This window comes from Sphingopyxis sp., from assembly GCF_041916015.1.
Lineage (GTDB): Bacteria > Pseudomonadota > Alphaproteobacteria > Sphingomonadales > Sphingomonadaceae > Sphingopyxis.
Genome location: NZ_JAYSAH010000090.1, coordinates 49,530 through 67,334, shown reverse-complemented (window position 1 = coordinate 67,334; position 17,805 = coordinate 49,530). Strand labels below are relative to the sequence as shown.

The window sequence follows — 17,805 nt, the reverse complement described above, 5'->3', positions numbered from 1 at the left end:
ACTAGGCGGCGAGCCGCCAAGTCTTCGCAACCCTCTCCCGCAAGGGGAGAGGGTTTAACCTGTTATCACGCCGCCTTGGCAACCTCGGCGACGATCTTCTTGGCCGCGTCGCCGAGATCATTGGCTGCGACGATCGGGAGACCCGAATTGGCGAGGATGTCCTTGCCCTGCTGGACGTTCGTGCCTTCGAGGCGAACGACGAGCGGGACCGAAAGGTTCACCTCCTTCGCCGCGGCGACGATGCCCTCGGCGATGATGTCGCACTTCATGATGCCGCCGAAGATGTTGACGAGAATGCCTTCGACCGCCGGGTCCTTGAGGATGATCTTGAACGCCGCCGTCACCTTTTCCTTCGAAGCGCCACCGCCGACGTCGAGGAAGTTCGCCGGGAAGGCGCCGTTCAGCTTGACGATGTCCATCGTCGCCATCGCGAGGCCGGCACCGTTGACCATGCAGCCGATGTTGCCGTCGAGCTTGATATAGGCGAGGTCATATTCCGACGCCTCGACCTCGGCCGGGTCTTCTTCGGTCAGGTCGCGCAGTTCGGCGATATCCTTGTGGCGGAACATCGCATTGCCGTCGAAGCCCAATTTGGCGTCGAGGACGAGCAGTTCGTCGCCGTTCGCGCCTTCGCAGACCGCGAGCGGGTTGATTTCGATCTGCTCGGCATCGGTCGCGATGAAAGCATTGTAGAGGCCGGCGAGAACCTTCGCGGCCTGCTTGGCAAGGTCGCCTTCGAGTTCGAGCGCGGCGGCAACGCTACGGCCGTGATGCGGCTGCAGGCCCGTCGCGGGGTCGATGGTGATCGTGTGAATCTTGTCGGGCGTGTTGTGCGCGACGGTCTCGATGTCCATCCCGCCCTCGGTCGAGGCGACGACCGCGATGCGGCTCGACGCGCGGTCGACGAGCAGCGCGAGATAATATTCCTTTTTGATGTCGGCGCCGTCGGTGATGTAGAGGCGGTTGACCTGCTTGCCATGCTCCCCGGTCTGGATCGTCACCAGCGTGTTGCCGAGCATTTCGCGCGCGTGGCTTTCGACTTCCTCAAGCGTCTTGGCGAGGCGGACGCCGCCCTTGGCGTCGGGGCCGAGTTCCTTGAACTTGCCCTTGCCGCGGCCGCCGGCGTGGATCTGCGACTTCACGACATAGAGCGGCCCCGGAAGCTGCTTCGCCGCGGCGACGGCTTCCTCGACGCTCATCGCGGCGATGCCCTTGGGGATCGCAACGCCAAATTTCGCGAGCAGTTCTTTCGCCTGATATTCGTGGATGTTCATGGGATCTGCCGGCCTTTCGACTCTGGGAAGGGAGAGGTTTGGCGCCGCATAAGCACAAGTTGCGCGGCAAGGCTACCCCTGCCGCGTCCAGAAAAACTTGGACTGTCGAAAGCCTGGGCTAAGTCGTTAGCGCAGCGCGCAAAGCGCGGCCGAGCTTGTCGATACCGCCAATATCTCGGGGTCCTTCAGCGCACGGACCTTGCGCAGGAACTGGTCGAGCGACAGGTCGATGATCCTTTTGTCCTTGAGGCTGCCGAGCGCCGACAGGCGGCGAAGCTGGACGAGCGACAGCCGATCGACCATCCGTTCGGCCATGCACGCCGACATCGCCTGCGACAGGCCTGCGTTATGAAGGCCGTTGCGCAGACGCGTCTCGGGCGTCGCGCAGCTTGCGAGCGCGAGCGAAGCGGCGATCAGGGGAAAAGCGAGACAGGTCTTCATGTGCGGGGCCTATAGCGCAAGAATCCGATCCCCCAAATGGCGTTTGTGCTGCGGTGGTGGGATCACTTTGCCAGAAAAACCCTGTTCCCCCGCGAAGGCGGGGGTCCATCTTCCGCCGGTGCCATTTTGAACCCACCGGAGATGGGTCCCCGCCTTCGCGGGGACACACGGAAAGATGCATGGGACACGCGAAGCGAGATTGGCCCAAACAGCGCCTATCTCCCGTGAAATTCGGCGACGGCGCCCGACACCGCCTGCATGAGCGCCATGCGCGCCGGGATCGACGAGGTCGTGCTGCCCAGCATCACGACGATCGCATAGCGCGTCCCGTCGGGCGCAGTCGCGATGCCGATGTCGTTATAGCCTGCGGTCATGCCGTTGAGATCCTGCCCGGTGCCGGTCTTGTGAACGAAGGTCCAGCCCGGCGGCAGCCCGGCCTTCAGCCGCTGCGGCCCGCTCTTCGTCCGGCTCATCACGCCGAGCAGATAGTCGGTCGATTCGGGCGACAGCAAGGTTCCACGTGCGAGGCGGGTAAGCGCGCTCGCGATTGCCGCGGGGCTCGCGCCGTCAACCGGATCGGCGAGGTATCTGTTCATCGCCGCCTGCCGCGTCGCCATCGGCAGCGCGGCGCGCGCCGCCTGAAAATTGCGCGCGATCGAATAGCTCTGTTGCCAGCTCAGCCCGGCGGTGCCGCTTTGCAGCAGCCGTTCGCCGGGACCAAAACGGATCGAGCCCAGATCCTTTTTCGCGATGAAGGCGCGCACCGCACCCGGGCCGCCGACGGTGCGCAGCAAGCTGTCGTTCGCCAGATTGTCGCTGTGCGTGATCGCGGTTTCGATGAGGTCGCGGACGTTCATCGTGACCGATCCCTCGGACCGGACGCGCGCGGCGAGCGGCTGGTGAAAAACGACCAAATCCTCGGGACCGATCCGGACATTCTGGTCGAGCCTGATGCGTCCGTTATCGACCGCGTCGAGGATGCTCATCGTCACCCACAGCTTCGACACGCTCTGCTGCGGGAACAGGTCGTCGCCGCGCTGCGCGATCGCCCATTCGCCGTCGATGCGCTGGACCGCGATGCCGGTCTTGCCGGGGAAGGCGCGCCAGAGCGCCGCGATCCGATCATTGAGGCCGGGCGCGGGGCGGCGGAAGCCCGGGTCGAGCGTGCCGCGCGGCGGCGGCGCTGATGTCGACGAGCGGACCGGCGGACCGATCGGAACCGTGACCGCGCCCGCATGACTCCGCTCGGGCTGCGCCTGACGCTGCGGCGGCACGATGGCCGCGCTGCTGACGCACCCTGCAAGCAGGCCTGCGCCGATCATCATGCCGAGCAGAGCCCTGCCCGAAAATTGTGCCTTCATTCCAACCCCGCGGCTGCGACCGTCTGTATCTCGTCCCGACCCCTTGTGGCCGGTTCCGTCGTCCCGCAGGCACAGCGGACGGGCCAGCGATTTGCGACGAACGATTCCGCAGGCGCGGTGAGCGGCGGGACAGGACCGGCCTAGGGCGCCGGAGTCGCGCGAACGAAGGCCGGAAACAACTTTTTCAACGCCGCCAGCTTCGGCGCGTCCCAGCGGACGATATAGGGATTCGACGGATGGAGCCGCATGAAATTCTGGTGATTGGCTTCGGCGGGATAGAAGCTCTTGTAGCTTTCGACCGGCACGATGACCGGCCGCTTGAAATATCCGCCCTTGCCGATCTGCGCCAGATAGGCGGTCGCGACCTGTCGCTGCGTCGCGTCCATCGGCACGATCGCGGCGCGATATTGCGGGCCGGCATCGGGGCCCTGACGGTTCCGGAGCGTCGGGTCGGCGACCACCGAAAACAGGATGCGGAGCAAGGTGCCGTAGCTGACCTGCGCCGGATCATAGACGATCCGCACCGCCTCGGCATGGCCCGACGTGCCGTCGTGGGTCAGCTCGTACCGGGCGGTCGCCTTGCTGCCGCCATGGTAGCCCGATTCGACCGAGATCACGCCCTTCACATTGGAGAAGACGCCCTCGACCCCCCAGAAGCAGCCGCCGGCAAGCACCGCGGTCGCGCGGCTCGCCTTTACTGCCGGGTCATAGGCCGCAGCGGGCAGCTTGACGGCATTTTCGGCCTGCGCCGGCGCGCATTGGGCGAGCAGCGGCGCGGCGAGAAGCGCGGCGACGATCCGCCGCAACGCGGGCATCAGAGCGCCGCGAGCGTCGGCTGCTGGAACAGGATCGCCAGCCCGCCGAGCGCGAAGCCGGTAAGCATGGTGGGAAACCAGTCGGAACGGAGCAGGGTGAGCATGGGGGCCTCTTTTTTCCATATCGTCTTGTTCGGTGGAGCCTCGGCTCCGGTTACACTGTCGATATGGCGCGCCCCTTGCCATCCGTCAGTGACGGCGATCACCTATAGGCCCAAGGCCTTACCATGTGGTGAACCAGATGGTTGCGCCAGGTTCAGGAACGAAGCGCGTCAGCTCAGCGCCGCGCAGGCCTGCTGGATGCGCACGCACGCTTCCTTGAGCGCCGCTTCCGACGTCGCATAGGAGACGCGGAATGCTGGCGACAGGCCGAAGGCGCCGCCGTGCACTGCCGCGACGCGCGCGGCGTCGAGGAAATAGTCGATCAGCATCTCGTCATTCTCGATTGCTTGGCCCGAGGGCGTCTTCTTGCCGATGCAGCCGCTCGCGTCGGGATAAACGTAGAAGGCGCCGTCGGGGACCGGGCAGCTCAGGCCGGGCGCGTCGTTGAGCATCGCGACGACCATGTCGCGGCGTTTGCGGAACGCGGCGTTGCGATCGTCGAGAAACTGCTGCGGCCCGCCAAGCGCCGCCGCCGCCGCCGCCTGCGCGATCGAACAGGGGTTCGAGGTCGATTGCGACTGCAGCTTGCCCATCGCCTTGATGATCCACGCCGGGCCGCCGGCATAGCCAATGCGCCAGCCGGTCATCGCATAGGCCTTTGAACAGCCGTTCACGGTCAGGATGCGGTCGGCGAGATCGGGGCAACGCTGCGCGAGGGTCGAGAAGGCGAAGTCGGCGTACCAGACATGCTCGTACATATCGTCGGACATCACCATCACATGCGGATGGCGGCGGATCACTTCGCCCAGCGCATCGATCTCCTCGGGCGAGTAAGCGGCGCCCGACGGGTTCGACGGCGAGTTGAACATCACCCAGCGCGTCTTCTTCGTGATCGCCTGGTCGAGCTGCGCCGGGGTGATCTTGTAATTCTGCGCCGCGGTCCCCTCGATGATCACCGGCGTGCCGCCGCAGAAGGCGACGATGTCGGGATAGCTCACCCAATAGGGCGCGGGGATGATCACCTCGTCGCCGGCATCGACCGTCGCGACGAGCGCGTTGAACAGCGTGTGCTTGCCGCCGACATTCACCGAAATCTGGTCGAGGCCATAGTCGAGGTCGTTGTCGCGGCGGAACTTGCCGCGGATCGCTTCCTTCAGCGCGATCGTGCCGTCGACGAGCGTATATTTGGTCTGGCCGTTGCGGATCGCCTCGATCGCGGCTTCCTTGACGAAATCGGGGGTGTCGAAATCGGGCTCACCCGCCGAAAGGCCGATCACGTCGACGCCTTCGGCCTTCAGCTTGGTCACGCGCGCGGTCATCGCGAGCGTCGCCGAGGGCTGGATGCGGTTCAGGGCAGCGGAGATATGCGGCTTCAGCGACATGGAGAGGCGGTCCTTCGCGAGCAAATGGACAGGAAATTGCGCGGGGCCGCGCCTAGAGCGTCCGAACGATATTCGCAAGCGCGCTCCCGCATAATTTACCTATTCACAGGCGAAGTTCAGCCTATCGCGGGCGCCGCTCCGTCCGCAAGCCGCGCCGGGACCAGTCCGCGCAGCGAATTGCCGATGAAGAAGCCATCGGCGAGGTCGGCGAGCCGCAGGTGCGATTCGACCGCGCGGCCCTTTTCGATCAGCTCGGCGCGCAGCACGCCGGGAAGCAGCCCGAGCGCGAGCGGCGGCGTCAGCAGCAGCCCGTCACGCTCGACGAAGATATTGCTCCAGCTTCCCTCGGTGACGAAGCCCGGTTCGTCGATGAAGACGACCTCGGCCGCGGCGCTTTCGGCGCGCACCGCGTCATAGGCACCGCGCAGGCTGGTCTTGTGCGCGAGGCGGAAATCGTCCGCCGCCATCGGCGCGGGGCGCACCGCGACGGGCACCGGCAGCTCGGCGAGCCGCGGCAGCGGCGACACCTCGACCGCGAGCGCGCCCGTCCGCGCGAGCCGCATCCGCACGCGCGCCGCGCTGCGCAGGCGGAAGGTCGCCGACTGCAGGCTGTTGCGCGCGCCGTGGCGGTCGAAGGCGAAGCCGAAGGTGGCGGCGCTCGCCTTCATCCGCGCGAGATGCCCCTCGAGTCGCTGAACGCCATCGACCGGATCGAACAGCATCGTTTCGATCAGGTCGAAGCTTTCGCCGGCTGCGCTCACAAATTCCCCCTTGGCCAGACATTCGCGCCATTCGTCCGCCGGCTGGCTGTCGGCGACGATCCCGGACCCCAATCCCAGCGTGGCGCAAGCCGCGCCGTCCCGCAAGTCGCTCTGCGACGGAAAGACAAGTGTGCGGATCGCGACATTGAACGCAGCGTCGCCGCCCAGCTCGATAAAACCGATCGAGCCGGTGTAAAGCCCGCGCGGCCCGGTTTCCAGTTCGTCGATGATCTCCATCGCGCGCACCTTCGGCGCGCCGGTGATCGACCCACAGGGAAAGGCCGCGCGCAGCACATCCACGGCGCCGACCCCCGCGGGAAGGTCCGCCGACACGTCGGACACGAGCTGATGGATCGTCGGAAAGCTCTCGACGCGAAACAGGTCGGGCACCGCCACCGTCCCCGGCACCGCGACGCGCGACAGATCATTGCGGATCAGATCGACGATCATCAGATTCTCGGCGCGCTGCTTCGGGTCCGCGGCGAGCGCGCGCGCCGTCGCCGCGTCGGCCTCGGGATCCGCCAGGCGCTCCGCCGTCCCCTTCATCGGCCGCGCCATCACCTGTCCCTCGCGCAGCGCGAAGAAGAGTTCGGGCGAGAGCGAGGCGATCGCGCGTTCGCCGGTCCAGACGAAGCCGCCATAGCCCGCCCGCGCGGTCCGCCGCAGCCGCGCATAGATGGCGAGCGGATCGCCAGCGACCGGCACATCGGCGCGAAAGGTCAGGTTCGCCTGATAGATGTCGCCGGCGCGGATGTAGGCGAGCACCCGCTCGACCGCGGCGAGATAATCGGCGCGCGCGATCCTGGGACGCGGCGCGCCGACCCACGCCCCGGCGGGATCAGAAAATATCGCATCGACCGCCTCGCTGTCGATCCGTTCGACCGTCTCGAACAGCCCGAACCAGCCGAGCGGTCCGTCCCGATCCGCAGCGCCGCCGGGCGCGCCGCGCCACGCTGGCGCAAGCGCCCTGCCCGCCTCATAGGCCAGATAGCCCGCCGCATGGAGCCCGCGCGGCCGCGCCCCAGCGAGCGCTTCGAGCAGCGCCGGAATCTCGCTCGCGCTCGCGGCGGTCAGCGTGCCGACGGAGTTACGGAACAGCCGCGCGGGCGCCGCGCCGGTGCGGCGCGCGTCGTCGAGCAGAACGAAGGGCGCGGCACCGTCGCCGATGGTCAGCCGTTCCAGCATCGTGCCTCTCAGAACAGCGGACCGCTCGCTCAGCGTTCGCGGCGGACGCGGATCGAGGGCCGGCCTTCGAGGCTCAGAAAATAACTGCCGAGCGAGGCGGTCTTGATCTGGATCTTCTGCCCCGACCGCGGCGCGAGCGCCATGCGCCGGTCGTCGATCTGCACCCACACCGACCCGTCGGCCATCGCGATACGATAGCGCCCGCCCTCGACCTGCGACGAGGAAGCGACGGTCGTGTCGATGCTCTTGATCTCGTCCTCGTCGCCGCCGAATAGGCCGAGGCTGGGCAGCGTGAAGCCGAACAGGCCGCGCCGCGTCTTCTTCACCGTCTCGCGGTCGGCGAAGGTGATGTCGCGCTGCGTGTCCGCGGTCTGCAATTCGCCGACCTCACGATCGAAACAGGCCAGGCGCGCGGCCGGATCGGCGATGTCGCGGCAGTTGTAGAGTTCCTGGATCTGCGCGGGGCGCGGCGGTGCCGCCTTATCCTTCGCCGCCGCGGGCGTGGCGGCAGCAAGAAGAGCGAACGGCACGATCAAACGCAAGGGCAAGTGCGGCATGGATATCCCCCTGGAACAAGATGTCCTTGCCTAGCCGCCGCACCGCTGCGCCGCAAGCGCCGCGCCCCGATTGCGATATGCGGCGGCGCTGCTTAGAGTGATGTCAGTAACGAGCGCGGAAAGGATAATCACGTCAATGTCGAGTTCCCACGACTGGTCGACCGACTATCGCCATCCGACCGCCTGGGACCAGCCGTTCGCACCGCTCTCGCTTCCCGACATGCTCGCGGCAAGCGTCGCGCGCAAAGGCGATGCACCGATGCTCGACTTCATGGGGCGGCGTTTTTCCTATGCCGAGGTCGCGGGCGGCGTGGCGCGCGTGGCGCGCGGATTGCAGCAGCTCGGGGTTGGCAAGGGGAGCCGGGTCGGCCTCTTTCTTCCCAACGTGCCGCATTATGTCGCGGCTTATTATGGCGCGCTCGCGGCCGGGGCGACGGTGGTCAATTTCTCGCCGCTCTATACCGTCGCCGAACTGGAGGCGCAGGTCGAGGATTCGGGCACCGACACGCTGGTGACGCTGAGCGCGGCCGCATTGCTGCCGACCGCGCTGACGGTGCTCGACGGATCGAGCCTCAAGCGCCTGATCGTCGGCTCGATCGCGGGCGGACTGCCCGCGGCCAAGTCAATGCTCTACCGCCTGTTCAAGCAGAGCGAGGTCGCGGCCCTCCCCGACGACCCGCATATCATCCGCTTCTCGGCACTGATCGCCAACGACGGCCGGCCCGATCCGGTGGCGATCGACGCCGAAAAGGATGTCGCGCTGATCCAGTACACAGGCGGCACCACCGGCACGCCGAAAGGCGCCAAGCTCACGCACCAGAATCTCACCGCCAACGCGCGGCAGGTCAACGCGATCGACCCCGATCATGACGCGGGCGACCGCATCCTCGGCGTCCTCCCCTTCTTTCACGTCTTCGCGAACACCTGCGTCCTCAATCGCACCGTCCTCAACGGCGGGATGATCACGATGCTGCCGCGCTTCGACGCCAAGGCCGCGCTCGCGGCGATCACGCGGACGAAAGCGACTGCGCTGCCGGGCGTGCCGACCATGTATCAGGCGCTGCTCGACCATCCCGACCTCGCGAAGACCGACTTCTCTTCGCTGCGCGTCTGTATCTCGGGCGGCGCGCCGATGCCCGCCGAACTGCGCGAGAAATTCGTCGCCGCGACCGGTGCCTCGCTGGTCGAGGGTTACGGCCTCACCGAAAGCTCGGGGGTCGTCGCGACCAACCCCTATGACGGCCCGGTCAAGCCCGGCACGATCGGCCAGCCGATTCCGGCGACGCGCATCCGCCTGCTGGACCGCGACGATCCGACCAAGGACGCCGCGCCGGACGAAGCGGGCGAGCTTGCGGTCAAGGGTCCGCAGATCATGCAGGGCTATTGGAACCGGCCCGATGCCGATGCGGACAGCTTCACCGCCGACGGCTGGCTGCGCACCGGCGACGTCGCGGCGATCGACGCCGACGGCTATATCCGCATCGTCGACCGGCTGAAGGACATGATCGCGGTCGGCGGGTTCAAGGTCTATCCGAGCGTGATCGAAGCGCATCTCCACGAGCATCCCGCGGTCAAGGAAGCGATCGTGCTCGGCGTCCCCGATGCCTATCGCGGCGAGGTGCCCAAGGCGTTCGTGACGCTGGAGGAGGGCTATGAGGTGTCGGGCGAGGCGCTCAAGAACTGGCTCAACCCGCAGCTCGGCAAGCATGAACGGGTAAGCGCGGTCGAGGTGCGCGCCAGCCTGCCCAAGACGATGATCGGCAAGCTCGACCGGAAGGCGCTGCGGACGGAGGCGGGGGCTTAACCAAGCTCGTCATTCCCGCGAAAGCGGGAACCCAAAGCGTGCGTCGGCTGACCCCACCCTGGGTTCCCGCTTTCGCGGGAATGACGAATGGGATATGCGAATTGCTGCAATGAGATATTGTAACCTCGGTCATGTTATGCCATATCAAGCCCGCAGTCGGACCAACGGAGAATCGGGTGACCCACGTCGCCAGTCACAGCCACGCATGGCCGCGCCTCGGCGCGCTGGTGCGGGCTGCGCGCGATTCGCGGCCGCTGACCTCGCTGTCGGGCGATCAGCTCGCGATGGGCCTGTCGGGGCTCTGCCTCGTCCATTGCCTTGCGACGACGATCTTCTTCGCGTCGATCGCCTCGGTGGGCGGGGTGTTCCTCGAAAATCACCTGTTCCACGAGGTCGGCCTTGCCATCGCGATCGGTTTCGCGCTGGTGACGCTGGTTTCGGGGGTGCTCAGCCACGGCTATATGATGCCCTTCGGGGTCGGCTGCTTCGGGCTCGGCATGATGGCGGGCGCGCTCGCCCGGCCGCACGACGGCAGCGAGGTGCTGGCGACGATGATCGGGGTCGCGATCGTCGCGCTCGGCCACGATCTTAACAGACGCGCACGCCACTGATACGCAGTGCCCGCAACTTGCGGGCCGCGTCCAAAGCGCCTACATTATCGCCATGGGCAAGCATGATCATGCGCATATCGAGGCCAGCGGTGCCTCGCTCGCCAGCGCGGCGCAGACCGCGCTCGAAGGCGCGGGCGAAGCGTGGACCGACATGCGCGCGCAGATCTTCGACGCGGTGGCCGAAATCGGCAAGCCCGCGAGCGCCTATGAGATCGCCGACATCGTATCGCAGAAGCGCGGCAAGCGCGTCGCGCCGAACAGCGTCTATCGCATCCTCGACCTGTTCGTCGCGAACAACCTCGTGCGCCGGGTCGAGAGCGCGAACGCCTTCGTCGCGAACAGCCATCCAGGCTGCCTCCACGACTGCATCTTCCTGATCTGCGACAGCTGCGGCAGCGCGGTGCACATCGACAATGACAAATTGTCCCAGGGCGTTCGCGCCGCCGCCGACGCGACGGGCTTTGCTGCCGAACGCCCGGTGATCGAAGTGCGCGGCAAATGCGCAGAGTGCCGATAAGTTGACCGCGACCGTGCTGCCGGCGGCACGCTGGTGGCATGCGGCACTCTTGATCGGTTTCGGCGCCATTCTGGTCGGCTTGTGGCTCGGCCAGACTCTCCCGCAGGACAGTTTCGCCGCCGAGCCGGGCTATGGCGCGCCTGTCTTCGCCTTCGAATTCGCGGGCGGTCAGGACGATCTGATCGCTGTCTTCGGCCCGGACAGCGATCCGCGGCAGGTCGGGCGGCTGGCTGCGATGCGCACCGGCAACGAGCGCGATTATCTCTATATACTGCTCTACGCCGGCTTCCTCGGCTGCGGGCTGGTCGCGCTCGGGCGCGAGACCGGGCTACGCCCCGTCCTCGCCGCCGCCGCGTTGCCGCTGCTCGCGGCCCTGTGCGATGCGTATGAAAACTGGCTGCTCTTCGATATCCAGACCGCTTTCACTGCGGGCGACTATTCCCCCGCAATGGCGAGCCTGCCCTATCCCGTCGCGGCCAAGTTCGTGCTGCTCGCGCTGACCAACGTGGCGATCGGGCTTGCATTGGCGCAGCTCGGCGGGCGCTGGTGGACGCTCGCGGGGACGCTCGTCATCGTCGCCTGCGTGCCCGCGCTGATGGCGATTGCCGTCCCCTCGCATTACGGCTGGACCTTGCTCGCGGCGACCGGCGGCGGCTGGATCGCGCTGCTCGGCACGGCGGCGATCGCAAGCTGGCGCGCGCTGGTGCGAAAACAGCCGCTGGTGGAGATCGAACCCGTCGCCCGGCGCCCGCGGCCCGCCGCGACGGCAAGCGTCCCGCCCCGCCCGACCTTCGGGCGGCGCCGGTCCTGACACCCCTTCCCGTCGCGGCGATGCGGGTCTAGGGAGACCCGCGAATCCTGCCACAAGGGGGAAAGACTGCACCCATGAACACCGTCATCATCCGCGAGGACGACCTCGTCGAAACCATCGCCGACGCGCTCCAGTACATCAGCTATTTCCACCCGATGGATTATATCCGCGCATTGGGCGCCGCGTACGAACGCGAAGTCTCGCCCGCCGCGAAGGACGCAATGGCGCAGATCCTCTCGAACAGCCGGATGTGCGCCGAGGGGCATCGCCCGATCTGTCAGGATACAGGCATCGTCACCGTCTTCATCAAATGGGGCATGGACTGCCGCCTCGACTCACCCCGCAGCCTGCAACAGGTCGTCGACGAAGGCGTGCGCAAGGCTTACCTCCACCCCGACAACAAGCTGCGCGCCTCGATCCTCGCCGATCCGGCGTTCAGCCGCGTCAACACCAAGGACAACACGCCGTCGGTCCTCAACGTCGAGATGGTGCCCGGCAACAAGGTCGTGATCGACGTCGCCGCGAAGGGCGGCGGCAGCGAGAACAAGTCCAAGTTCAAGATGATGAATCCGTCCGACAGCATCGTCGACTGGGTGCTCGAAATGGTGCCGCAGATGGGCGCCGGCTGGTGCCCGCCCGGCATGCTCGGCATCGGCATCGGCGGCACCGCCGAAAAGGCGATGCTGCTCGCCAAACAGTCGCTGATGGACCCGATCGACATGACCGAGCTGCTCGCGCGCGGACCGTCGAACCCGACCGAGGAGCTGCGCATCGAGCTTTATGAAAAGGTCAATGCGCTCGGCATCGGCGCGCAGGGGCTCGGCGGGCTCGCGACCGTGCTCGACGTCAAGATCGCCGACTGGCCGACCCACGCCGCGTCGAAGCCCGTCGCGATGATTCCGAACTGCGCCGCGACGCGCCACGCGCATGTGACGCTCGATGGTAGCGGCCCCGCCTTCCTCGAGCCGCCGGTGCTGGCGGACTATCCGCAGATCGACTGGACGCCCGACAAGGCGGCGATCCGCGTCGATCTCGACACTCTGACGCCCGAGGTGGTCGCGAGCTGGAAGCAGGGCGACCGCCTGCTCCTGAACGGCAAGATGCTCACCGGCCGCGACGCCGCGCACAAGCGCATCGCCGACATGCTCGCGAAGGGCGAGGAGCTGCCGGTCGATTTCAAAGGCCGCGTGATCTATTATGTCGGCCCGGTCGATCCGGTCGGCGAGGAGATCGTCGGCCCCGCGGGTCCGACGACCGCGACGCGCATGGACAAGTTCATGGGACTAATGCTCGATCAGGGCCTGCTCGCCTGCGTCGGCAAGGCCGAACGCGGCCCCGCCGCGACGCAGGCGATCGCGAAGCACAAGAGCGCCTATCTGATGGCGGTCGGCGGCGCGGCTTATCTGGTGGCGCGCGCCATCAAAGGCAGCAAGGTCGTCGGCTTCGCCGACCTCGGCATGGAAGCGATCTACGAGTTCGAGGTGCAGGACTTCCCCGTCACCGTCGCCGTCGACAGCGAAGGCCAGAACGTCCACGTCAACGCGCCGCTGGTCTGGCAAAAGCGGATCAAGGACGAGGGGCTGCTGGAGAAGGCGTAAATCCAGGACGTCGCGGCGCGGAATTCCGTGCCGCGACGGGCCCGAACGTCAGACGCCGCAGATCAGCTCGCTCTGTCCGCGCGATCGATTGTTCGCGTCGGTCGCCCTGATCGTCGTCGTGACCGCGACATCGTCGGCGGTGGCGAAATCGCCATTCTTGCCGATCTTGAAGCCCATCTGCCGAAAGGCAGCCTGAACCTTGCTCGCCGGGTCGCCGGACGCCACGCCCTGCCACTCATAGCCGACGATCACCGCGGTCACGCGCAGGCCGCGGCGGGCGGGTGTCCGGATCGCGGCTGACCGGGTGCTAATAGCGTCGGCGATCAGAACCAGGCTTTCACTCCCATCACGAAACTGACGCTGCTCGCATCCTCGCCCGCGGCGCGGGCAAAGCGCGCGGTGTCGCCAATCTTGCGCGTCCATTCGACGCCGACATAGGGCGCGAATTCCCGAACGATCTCATAGCGGAGGCGGAGGCCGAGTTCGACGTCGGAAACGCCCGACCCGATGCCGTTTTCGGGCACGTCCTGCGCCGCGACGTTGATCTCGGCGCTCGGTTGCAGGATCAGCTTCCGGGTGAGGCGCTGGTCGTAGCTTCCTTCGAGCCGGGCGGAGAGGTCGCCCTTGTTGGACAGGAACAGCGCGCCCTCGACCTCGAACCAATAAGGCGCGAGCCCTTCAAAGCCCAGCGTAGCATATGTCCGGTCGGGCCCATGGCCGAAATCCTGCCGGATGCCCGCCTGCGCGTTGAAATAGGGACCGATCGCGCGGCTGTAGAGCGCCTGCGCCTCGCCGCTTTCGATCCCTTCGCCAAACGCCGTTTCGCCTTCGCTTTTCAAGGTCAGCCGGTCGATGTCGCCGCCGTACCACGCCTCGCCTTCCCAGCGGAAACCGTCGCGGCCCTTACGCGCCTGATATTCGGCGAGGTTGAGACTGATGAAACCGATCTGCTGCGCGCCGTTTTCGAGCATCATTTCGTGGCGCGAATGCGCCATTGCGTCTTTCGGGAAGATGCGGTCGGCGTACCAGTCCTCGGGCGGCGGCGGCGCGGGCGCATCGCCCGGCGGCAGATCCGTACCGCTGGCTGCCGGCTTTTCGGACATCGCCGTCCTATCGTGTGCGGACGCCTGTTTGGGGGTGCAATGCCCCATGCGCGCATGTTCGGGCGGACAGTCGGGATCGGACGCTTCGCCGGCCGGCGCGCTGTCGATCGTGCAATGGCCCATTGCCGCGTGCTCGGGGGCACAGGTCGGCGCTTCGGGCGCGGGCTGCGAAGTGTGCATCGCATGATCCATCGGCTGCGCCGCGGCCGGGGTCGCAAAGACAAAAGGCGCGATGCCGGAAAGGAGGAGCACGATGCGGCTCATTCGCCGTCTCCCTTCGGACGCACGCTGACGACGCGCATCATCCCGGCGTGCATATGATAGAGAAGGTGACAGTGAAACGCCCAGTCGCCGAGCGCGTCGGCGGTGAAATCGAAGCTCGCGGTCCCGCCCGGCTGGACGAGCACCGTATGCTTGCGCGGCGAGCGGTCGCCCTTCCCCGTGACCAGTTCGAAGAAATGGCCGTGCAGGTGAATGGGATGGCTCATCATCGAATCGTTGATGAGGTTGATCCGCACGCGCTCGCCCAAAGTGAAGGGGATCGGCTCGTGATGGTCGGACATCTTCACCCCGTCGAACGACCACATGAAGCGTTCCATATTGCCGGTGAGGTGGATGTCGAGCGAGCGCGAGGCGGCGCGCACGTCGGGATTGCGGTCGAGCGCGACGAGGTCATGATAGGTGAGCACCCTGTGCAGGGCATCCTCGAGCCCCTGCCCCGGCTCGCCCATGCGGTCGACCGGCATCGGCGAGATCGACTGGACGCCCGGGTCGCGCTTGACCTGCGGGGCGAGGTCGAAATCGCGCATGCTGTGCTTCATGCCGCCGCCCGCGCCATGGTCCATGCCCGCCATCGCGGCGCCTTCGGTCGCAGGGGTGCAATGGCCCATCGCGGCGTGTTCGGGCGGGCAATCGCCCTCCCCCATCGCGCCCATGCCCATGTCCTTCATCGTCGCGAGCGGGCGTTCGCGCAGCGGCGGCACCTCGGCGGCCATGCCGGCGCGCGGGGCGAGCGTCGCGCGCGCCATGCCCGAACGGTCGTTCGCCTCGGCAACGAGCGTGTAGGCGCGGTCCAGGGCGGGGGTGACGATGACATCATAGGTTTCGGCGACCGCGATCTGGAATTCGTCGATTTGGGCCGGCACGACATTGAGCCCGTCGGCCTGCACCACCGTCATGCGAAGGCCGGGGATGCGGACGTTGAAGATCGACATCGCCGAGGCGTTGATGATGCGCAGCCGCACGCGCTCGCCGGGCCGGAACAGCCCGGTCCAATTGTCGCGCGGGCCGTGGCCGTTGACGAGGAAGCTGTAGGTCGAGCCGTTGACGTCGGCGATGTCCGCCGGGTCCATCCGCATCTTGCCCCACTCGATGCGATCCTTCAGCGGCTGGTCCTTCCCAGCAAGCAGCCCGGCGAGCGTCTGTCGCTGCCGGTTGAAATGGCCGGGATCGGCCTTGAGCTTGCGGAAGATTTCCTCGGGCGCGAGCCGGCTGTGGTCCGACAGCACGACGACATGCTCGCGGTCGTAGCCAATCGGGTCGGCGCCTGCGGGATCGATGACGATCGGTCCATAATGGCCGAGCTGCTCCTGCAGCCCCGAATGGCTGTGATACCAGTATGTCCCTGACTGAACGACGGGGAATTCATAGACGAAGGTCGATTTCGGCCCGATCCCCGGAAAGCTGACCCCCGGCACGCCGTCCATGTGAAAGGGCAGGATCAGCCCGTGCCAGTGGATCGAACTGTCCTCGTCGAGGTCGTTGACGACGGTGAGGCGCGCGGTCTGCCCCTCCTTCAGCCGGACGAGCGGCGCGGGAACCGTGCCGTTGATCCCGATCGCGCGGGAGAGCTTGCCGTCGATCCGCATCGTCTGCCGTGCGATGCGCAGCGTGATGTCGTTCCCCGAAACGGTCGGCAGGGTCGCGGCGATGCCGGGCGATAGCGTTTGCGCCCAGGCCGGGAACCAGGGCGCGAGCGCGGCCGCCGCGCCGCCGCCCAATGCTCCGCTCACGAAACGACGCCTGTCTATCTGCATGATCTTCCCGATTGTTGACGCTGGGCTGCAACTCCTTACGCAGCGGCGCGCGACGCCCCTTGCCGCAGCGGGAGATTTTTGGATAGCCGGACTGGCCTATTCCGCGCGCTCGCCCAGCAGCGCGCGCAATCGGGTCCGGGCGCGATAGAGCCGCGTCTCGACCGTCTTTTCGCTGACCTGCAGCAATTCGGCGGTCTCGGCCTGGCTGAGGTCCTCGACCCCGCGCAGCACCAGCACCTCGCGCAGATTGTGCGGAAGCGCCGCCATCGCGGCGCGGACGCGGGCGAGTTCGGCGCGGTCTTCGGCTTCGACGTCGGGCGGCGGCCCGTCGCTCGCCACGTCGTGCGCGCTTTCGAGCGGCAGCGCGCGGGTGAAGAAGGCCCGCACCGCGCGGCGGCGTGCCCAGTCGCGGCACTTGTTGATCGCAATCCGCGAAATCCAGATGCGGAACGGCCGGTCGCCGTCATAGCGCGCAAGCGCCGCGAAGCCGGCGACGAACGTCTCCTGCGTCAGGTCCATCGCCGCATCGGTATCGCCGACATGCCCCCGGATCAGGCGAAACACCGGCGCCTTGTGGCGCGCGAGAAACTCGCGATAGGCGTCCTGCCGTCCAGACCCGGCCAGCGCGGCGAGTTCGCCGTCGCTACATAGCGAAAGCCCGGGGCTCACCGCGCATCGGCGGTCAGCGCCTCGACCACAACCTTGTCGAACATCTTCGCCTGATCGGGATCGAGCACGCCGCGCATCGCGAACAGATGCTGGAGCGTTTCCTTTTGCAATTCGCCCATCACCGCGTGCGTCTCGTCGATCGCCTTCGTGACCTGCGGGCCATAGCCATGTTCGGCCTCGATCGCCTGCGCGAGGCGGACATTGGCGGCGCGCATCGCACGTTCCAGCGCCTCGTGCCGCGCCTTGAACTGCGCTTCGATCGGGCCGAGCCTCTGCTGCTGCGCGGGCGACAGCTTCAAGTCGCGGTGCAGCATCGCGTGGAGCTCGGTCTCGTTCGCACGCGGCGCATCGACCAGCGCGCGGCCGACGAAGACGCCCGCCAGTGCCGCCAGAAAGGCGATCAGGGCAATGACGAGCAAACGGCGCGGCGTCGTCATCAACGCGAATCCAGCGGGCTTACGGGGGCGAAGGGAGTCAGCGGGCTCGCAGCGACGGCCGACGGCGCGAAGGCGCTCCCGGCGATCACTCCGCCGCCGAGCGAAACGAAGGCGGCAAGCGCAACCGTTCGCCGCATCGCCGCCGCCTCGCGGCGGCGCGCGGCGAGCAGGTGCAGCACGCGCTCGTCGAGCGCGTCCAGCGCCGCGGGCAAATCTGCCGCATTCAGGATTCGAAGTTCGTCGTCCATCGGCTCGTCGCCATTCCTTCCAGACCGATATACGCGCGCCTGCCCGTCAGCCCTCAACGCCGCCCGACCATTATTTTTCAAGGGCCATCCCGC

At 66.9% G+C, this 17,805-nt stretch carries 18 protein-coding genes; 5 read left to right on the top strand and 13 right to left on the bottom strand.

Annotation, left to right across the window (positions count from 1 at the left end; all coding sequences use genetic code 11):
- Positions 1–65: 65 nt before the first annotated feature.
- The 7 genes from sucC to ACE3SL_RS13700 form a co-directional block, all read right to left on the bottom strand.
- Positions 66–1,274 carry an ADP-forming succinate--CoA ligase subunit beta gene (gene sucC, locus ACE3SL_RS13730; protein ID WP_374526291.1) on the bottom strand — a complete coding sequence of 403 codons (1,209 nt, stop codon included), beginning with the start codon at positions 1,272–1,274 and terminating at the stop codon, positions 66–68.
- Between the two features lie 126 nt (positions 1,275–1,400).
- Positions 1,401–1,715: a hypothetical protein gene (locus ACE3SL_RS13725; protein ID WP_374526290.1), complete on the bottom strand. Its 315-nt coding sequence runs from the start codon at positions 1,713–1,715 to the stop codon at positions 1,401–1,403.
- A 215-nt stretch (positions 1,716–1,930) separates the two neighbouring features.
- Complete coding sequence (locus tag ACE3SL_RS13720) at positions 1,931–3,040, bottom strand: serine hydrolase (protein ID WP_374526289.1); 1,110 nt, start codon at positions 3,038–3,040, stop codon at positions 1,931–1,933.
- Between the two features lie 176 nt (positions 3,041–3,216).
- Positions 3,217–3,891 carry a peptide-methionine (S)-S-oxide reductase MsrA gene (gene msrA, locus ACE3SL_RS13715; RefSeq protein ID WP_374526288.1) on the bottom strand — a complete coding sequence of 225 codons (675 nt, stop codon included), beginning with the start codon at positions 3,889–3,891 and terminating at the stop codon, positions 3,217–3,219.
- A 272-nt stretch (positions 3,892–4,163) separates the two neighbouring features.
- Entirely contained in the window at positions 4,164–5,375 is a 1,212-nt protein-coding gene (locus ACE3SL_RS13710; protein ID WP_374526287.1) for a pyridoxal phosphate-dependent aminotransferase, read from the bottom strand.
- A 116-nt stretch (positions 5,376–5,491) separates the two neighbouring features.
- Positions 5,492–7,321 carry an aminodeoxychorismate synthase component I gene (gene pabB / locus ACE3SL_RS13705; RefSeq protein ID WP_374526286.1) on the bottom strand — a complete coding sequence of 610 codons (1,830 nt, stop codon included), beginning with the start codon at positions 7,319–7,321 and terminating at the stop codon, positions 5,492–5,494.
- 29 nt (positions 7,322–7,350) lie between these two features.
- Entirely contained in the window at positions 7,351–7,851 is a 501-nt protein-coding gene (locus ACE3SL_RS13700) for a hypothetical protein (protein WP_374526285.1), read from the bottom strand.
- A 163-nt stretch (positions 7,852–8,014) separates the two neighbouring features.
- Here ACE3SL_RS13700 and ACE3SL_RS13695 point away from each other — a divergent pair, with 163 nt between their 5' ends.
- The 5 genes from ACE3SL_RS13695 to ACE3SL_RS13675 all read left to right on the top strand — a co-directional run bounded on the left by ACE3SL_RS13695 (position 8,015) and on the right by ACE3SL_RS13675 (position 13,219).
- A complete protein-coding gene (locus tag ACE3SL_RS13695) occupies positions 8,015–9,682 on the top strand; it encodes a long-chain fatty acid--CoA ligase (RefSeq protein WP_374526284.1) in 1,668 nt (555 codons plus the stop codon).
- A gap of 176 nt (positions 9,683–9,858) precedes the next feature.
- Positions 9,859–10,293, top strand: coding sequence for a MerC domain-containing protein (locus ACE3SL_RS13690; RefSeq protein ID WP_374526283.1), 435 nt, complete (start codon positions 9,859–9,861; stop codon positions 10,291–10,293).
- 52 nt (positions 10,294–10,345) lie between these two features.
- Positions 10,346–10,810 (top strand): Fur family transcriptional regulator, encoded by a 465-nt coding sequence (locus ACE3SL_RS13685; RefSeq protein WP_374526282.1) that lies wholly within the window; start codon positions 10,346–10,348, stop codon positions 10,808–10,810.
- A gap of 1 nt (position 10,811) precedes the next feature.
- Complete coding sequence (locus ACE3SL_RS13680) at positions 10,812–11,621, top strand: hypothetical protein (protein ID WP_374526281.1); 810 nt, start codon at positions 10,812–10,814, stop codon at positions 11,619–11,621.
- A 74-nt stretch (positions 11,622–11,695) separates the two neighbouring features.
- On the top strand, positions 11,696–13,219 hold the full coding sequence (locus tag ACE3SL_RS13675; protein ID WP_374526280.1) for a fumarate hydratase: 1,524 nt from the start codon (positions 11,696–11,698) through the stop codon (positions 13,217–13,219).
- Between the two features lie 48 nt (positions 13,220–13,267).
- On the opposite strand, the gene ACE3SL_RS13670 is transcribed toward ACE3SL_RS13675, so the two are convergent.
- The 6 genes from ACE3SL_RS13670 to ACE3SL_RS13645 form a co-directional block, all read right to left on the bottom strand.
- Entirely contained in the window at positions 13,268–13,480 is a 213-nt protein-coding gene (locus ACE3SL_RS13670) for a hypothetical protein (RefSeq protein ID WP_374526279.1), read from the bottom strand.
- Between the two features lie 62 nt (positions 13,481–13,542).
- Positions 13,543–14,586, bottom strand: a complete 1,044-nt coding sequence (locus ACE3SL_RS13665) for a copper resistance protein B (RefSeq protein WP_374526278.1) — start codon at positions 14,584–14,586, stop codon at positions 13,543–13,545.
- Complete coding sequence (locus tag ACE3SL_RS13660) at positions 14,583–16,358, bottom strand: copper resistance system multicopper oxidase (protein WP_374526277.1); 1,776 nt, start codon at positions 16,356–16,358, stop codon at positions 14,583–14,585. The genes ACE3SL_RS13665 and ACE3SL_RS13660 overlap by 4 nt, the downstream gene beginning before the upstream one ends.
- Positions 16,359–16,454: 96 nt before the next feature.
- Entirely contained in the window at positions 16,455–17,027 is a 573-nt protein-coding gene (locus tag ACE3SL_RS13655) for an RNA polymerase sigma factor (RefSeq protein WP_374526276.1), read from the bottom strand.
- Positions 17,024–17,464 carry a periplasmic heavy metal sensor gene (locus tag ACE3SL_RS13650; protein WP_374526275.1) on the bottom strand — a complete coding sequence of 147 codons (441 nt, stop codon included), beginning with the start codon at positions 17,462–17,464 and terminating at the stop codon, positions 17,024–17,026. Before ACE3SL_RS13650 ends, ACE3SL_RS13655 begins: the two co-directional genes overlap by 4 nt.
- Positions 17,464–17,712 carry a hypothetical protein gene (locus ACE3SL_RS13645; protein ID WP_374526274.1) on the bottom strand — a complete coding sequence of 83 codons (249 nt, stop codon included), beginning with the start codon at positions 17,710–17,712 and terminating at the stop codon, positions 17,464–17,466. Before ACE3SL_RS13645 ends, ACE3SL_RS13650 begins: the two co-directional genes overlap by 1 nt.
- Positions 17,713–17,805 lie beyond the last annotated feature (93 nt).

Bases quoted from the DNA above. Each gene is read 5' to 3' on its own strand.
- sucC (WP_374526291.1), bottom strand. From the start codon at position 1,274: ATGAACATCCACGAATATCAGGCGAAAGAACTGCTCGCGAAATTTGGC.
- ACE3SL_RS13725 (WP_374526290.1), bottom strand. From the start codon at position 1,715: ATGAAGACCTGTCTCGCTTTTCCCCTGATCGCCGCTTCGCTCGCGCTC.
- ACE3SL_RS13720 (WP_374526289.1), bottom strand. From the start codon at position 3,040: ATGATGATCGGCGCAGGCCTGCTTGCAGGGTGCGTCAGCAGCGCGGCC.
- msrA (WP_374526288.1), bottom strand. From the start codon at position 3,891: ATGCCCGCGTTGCGGCGGATCGTCGCCGCGCTTCTCGCCGCGCCGCTG.
- ACE3SL_RS13710 (WP_374526287.1), bottom strand. From the start codon at position 5,375: ATGTCGCTGAAGCCGCATATCTCCGCTGCCCTGAACCGCATCCAGCCC.
- pabB (WP_374526286.1), bottom strand. From the start codon at position 7,321: ATGCTGGAACGGCTGACCATCGGCGACGGTGCCGCGCCCTTCGTTCTG.
- ACE3SL_RS13695 (WP_374526284.1), top strand. From the start codon at position 8,015: ATGTCGAGTTCCCACGACTGGTCGACCGACTATCGCCATCCGACCGCC.
- ACE3SL_RS13685 (WP_374526282.1), top strand. From the start codon at position 10,346: ATGGGCAAGCATGATCATGCGCATATCGAGGCCAGCGGTGCCTCGCTC.
- ACE3SL_RS13675 (WP_374526280.1), top strand. From the start codon at position 11,696: ATGAACACCGTCATCATCCGCGAGGACGACCTCGTCGAAACCATCGCC.
- ACE3SL_RS13665 (WP_374526278.1), bottom strand. From the start codon at position 14,586: ATGAGCCGCATCGTGCTCCTCCTTTCCGGCATCGCGCCTTTTGTCTTT.
- ACE3SL_RS13660 (WP_374526277.1), bottom strand. From the start codon at position 16,358: ATGCAGATAGACAGGCGTCGTTTCGTGAGCGGAGCATTGGGCGGCGGC.
- ACE3SL_RS13650 (WP_374526275.1), bottom strand. From the start codon at position 17,464: ATGACGACGCCGCGCCGTTTGCTCGTCATTGCCCTGATCGCCTTTCTG.
- ACE3SL_RS13645 (WP_374526274.1), bottom strand. From the start codon at position 17,712: ATGGACGACGAACTTCGAATCCTGAATGCGGCAGATTTGCCCGCGGCG.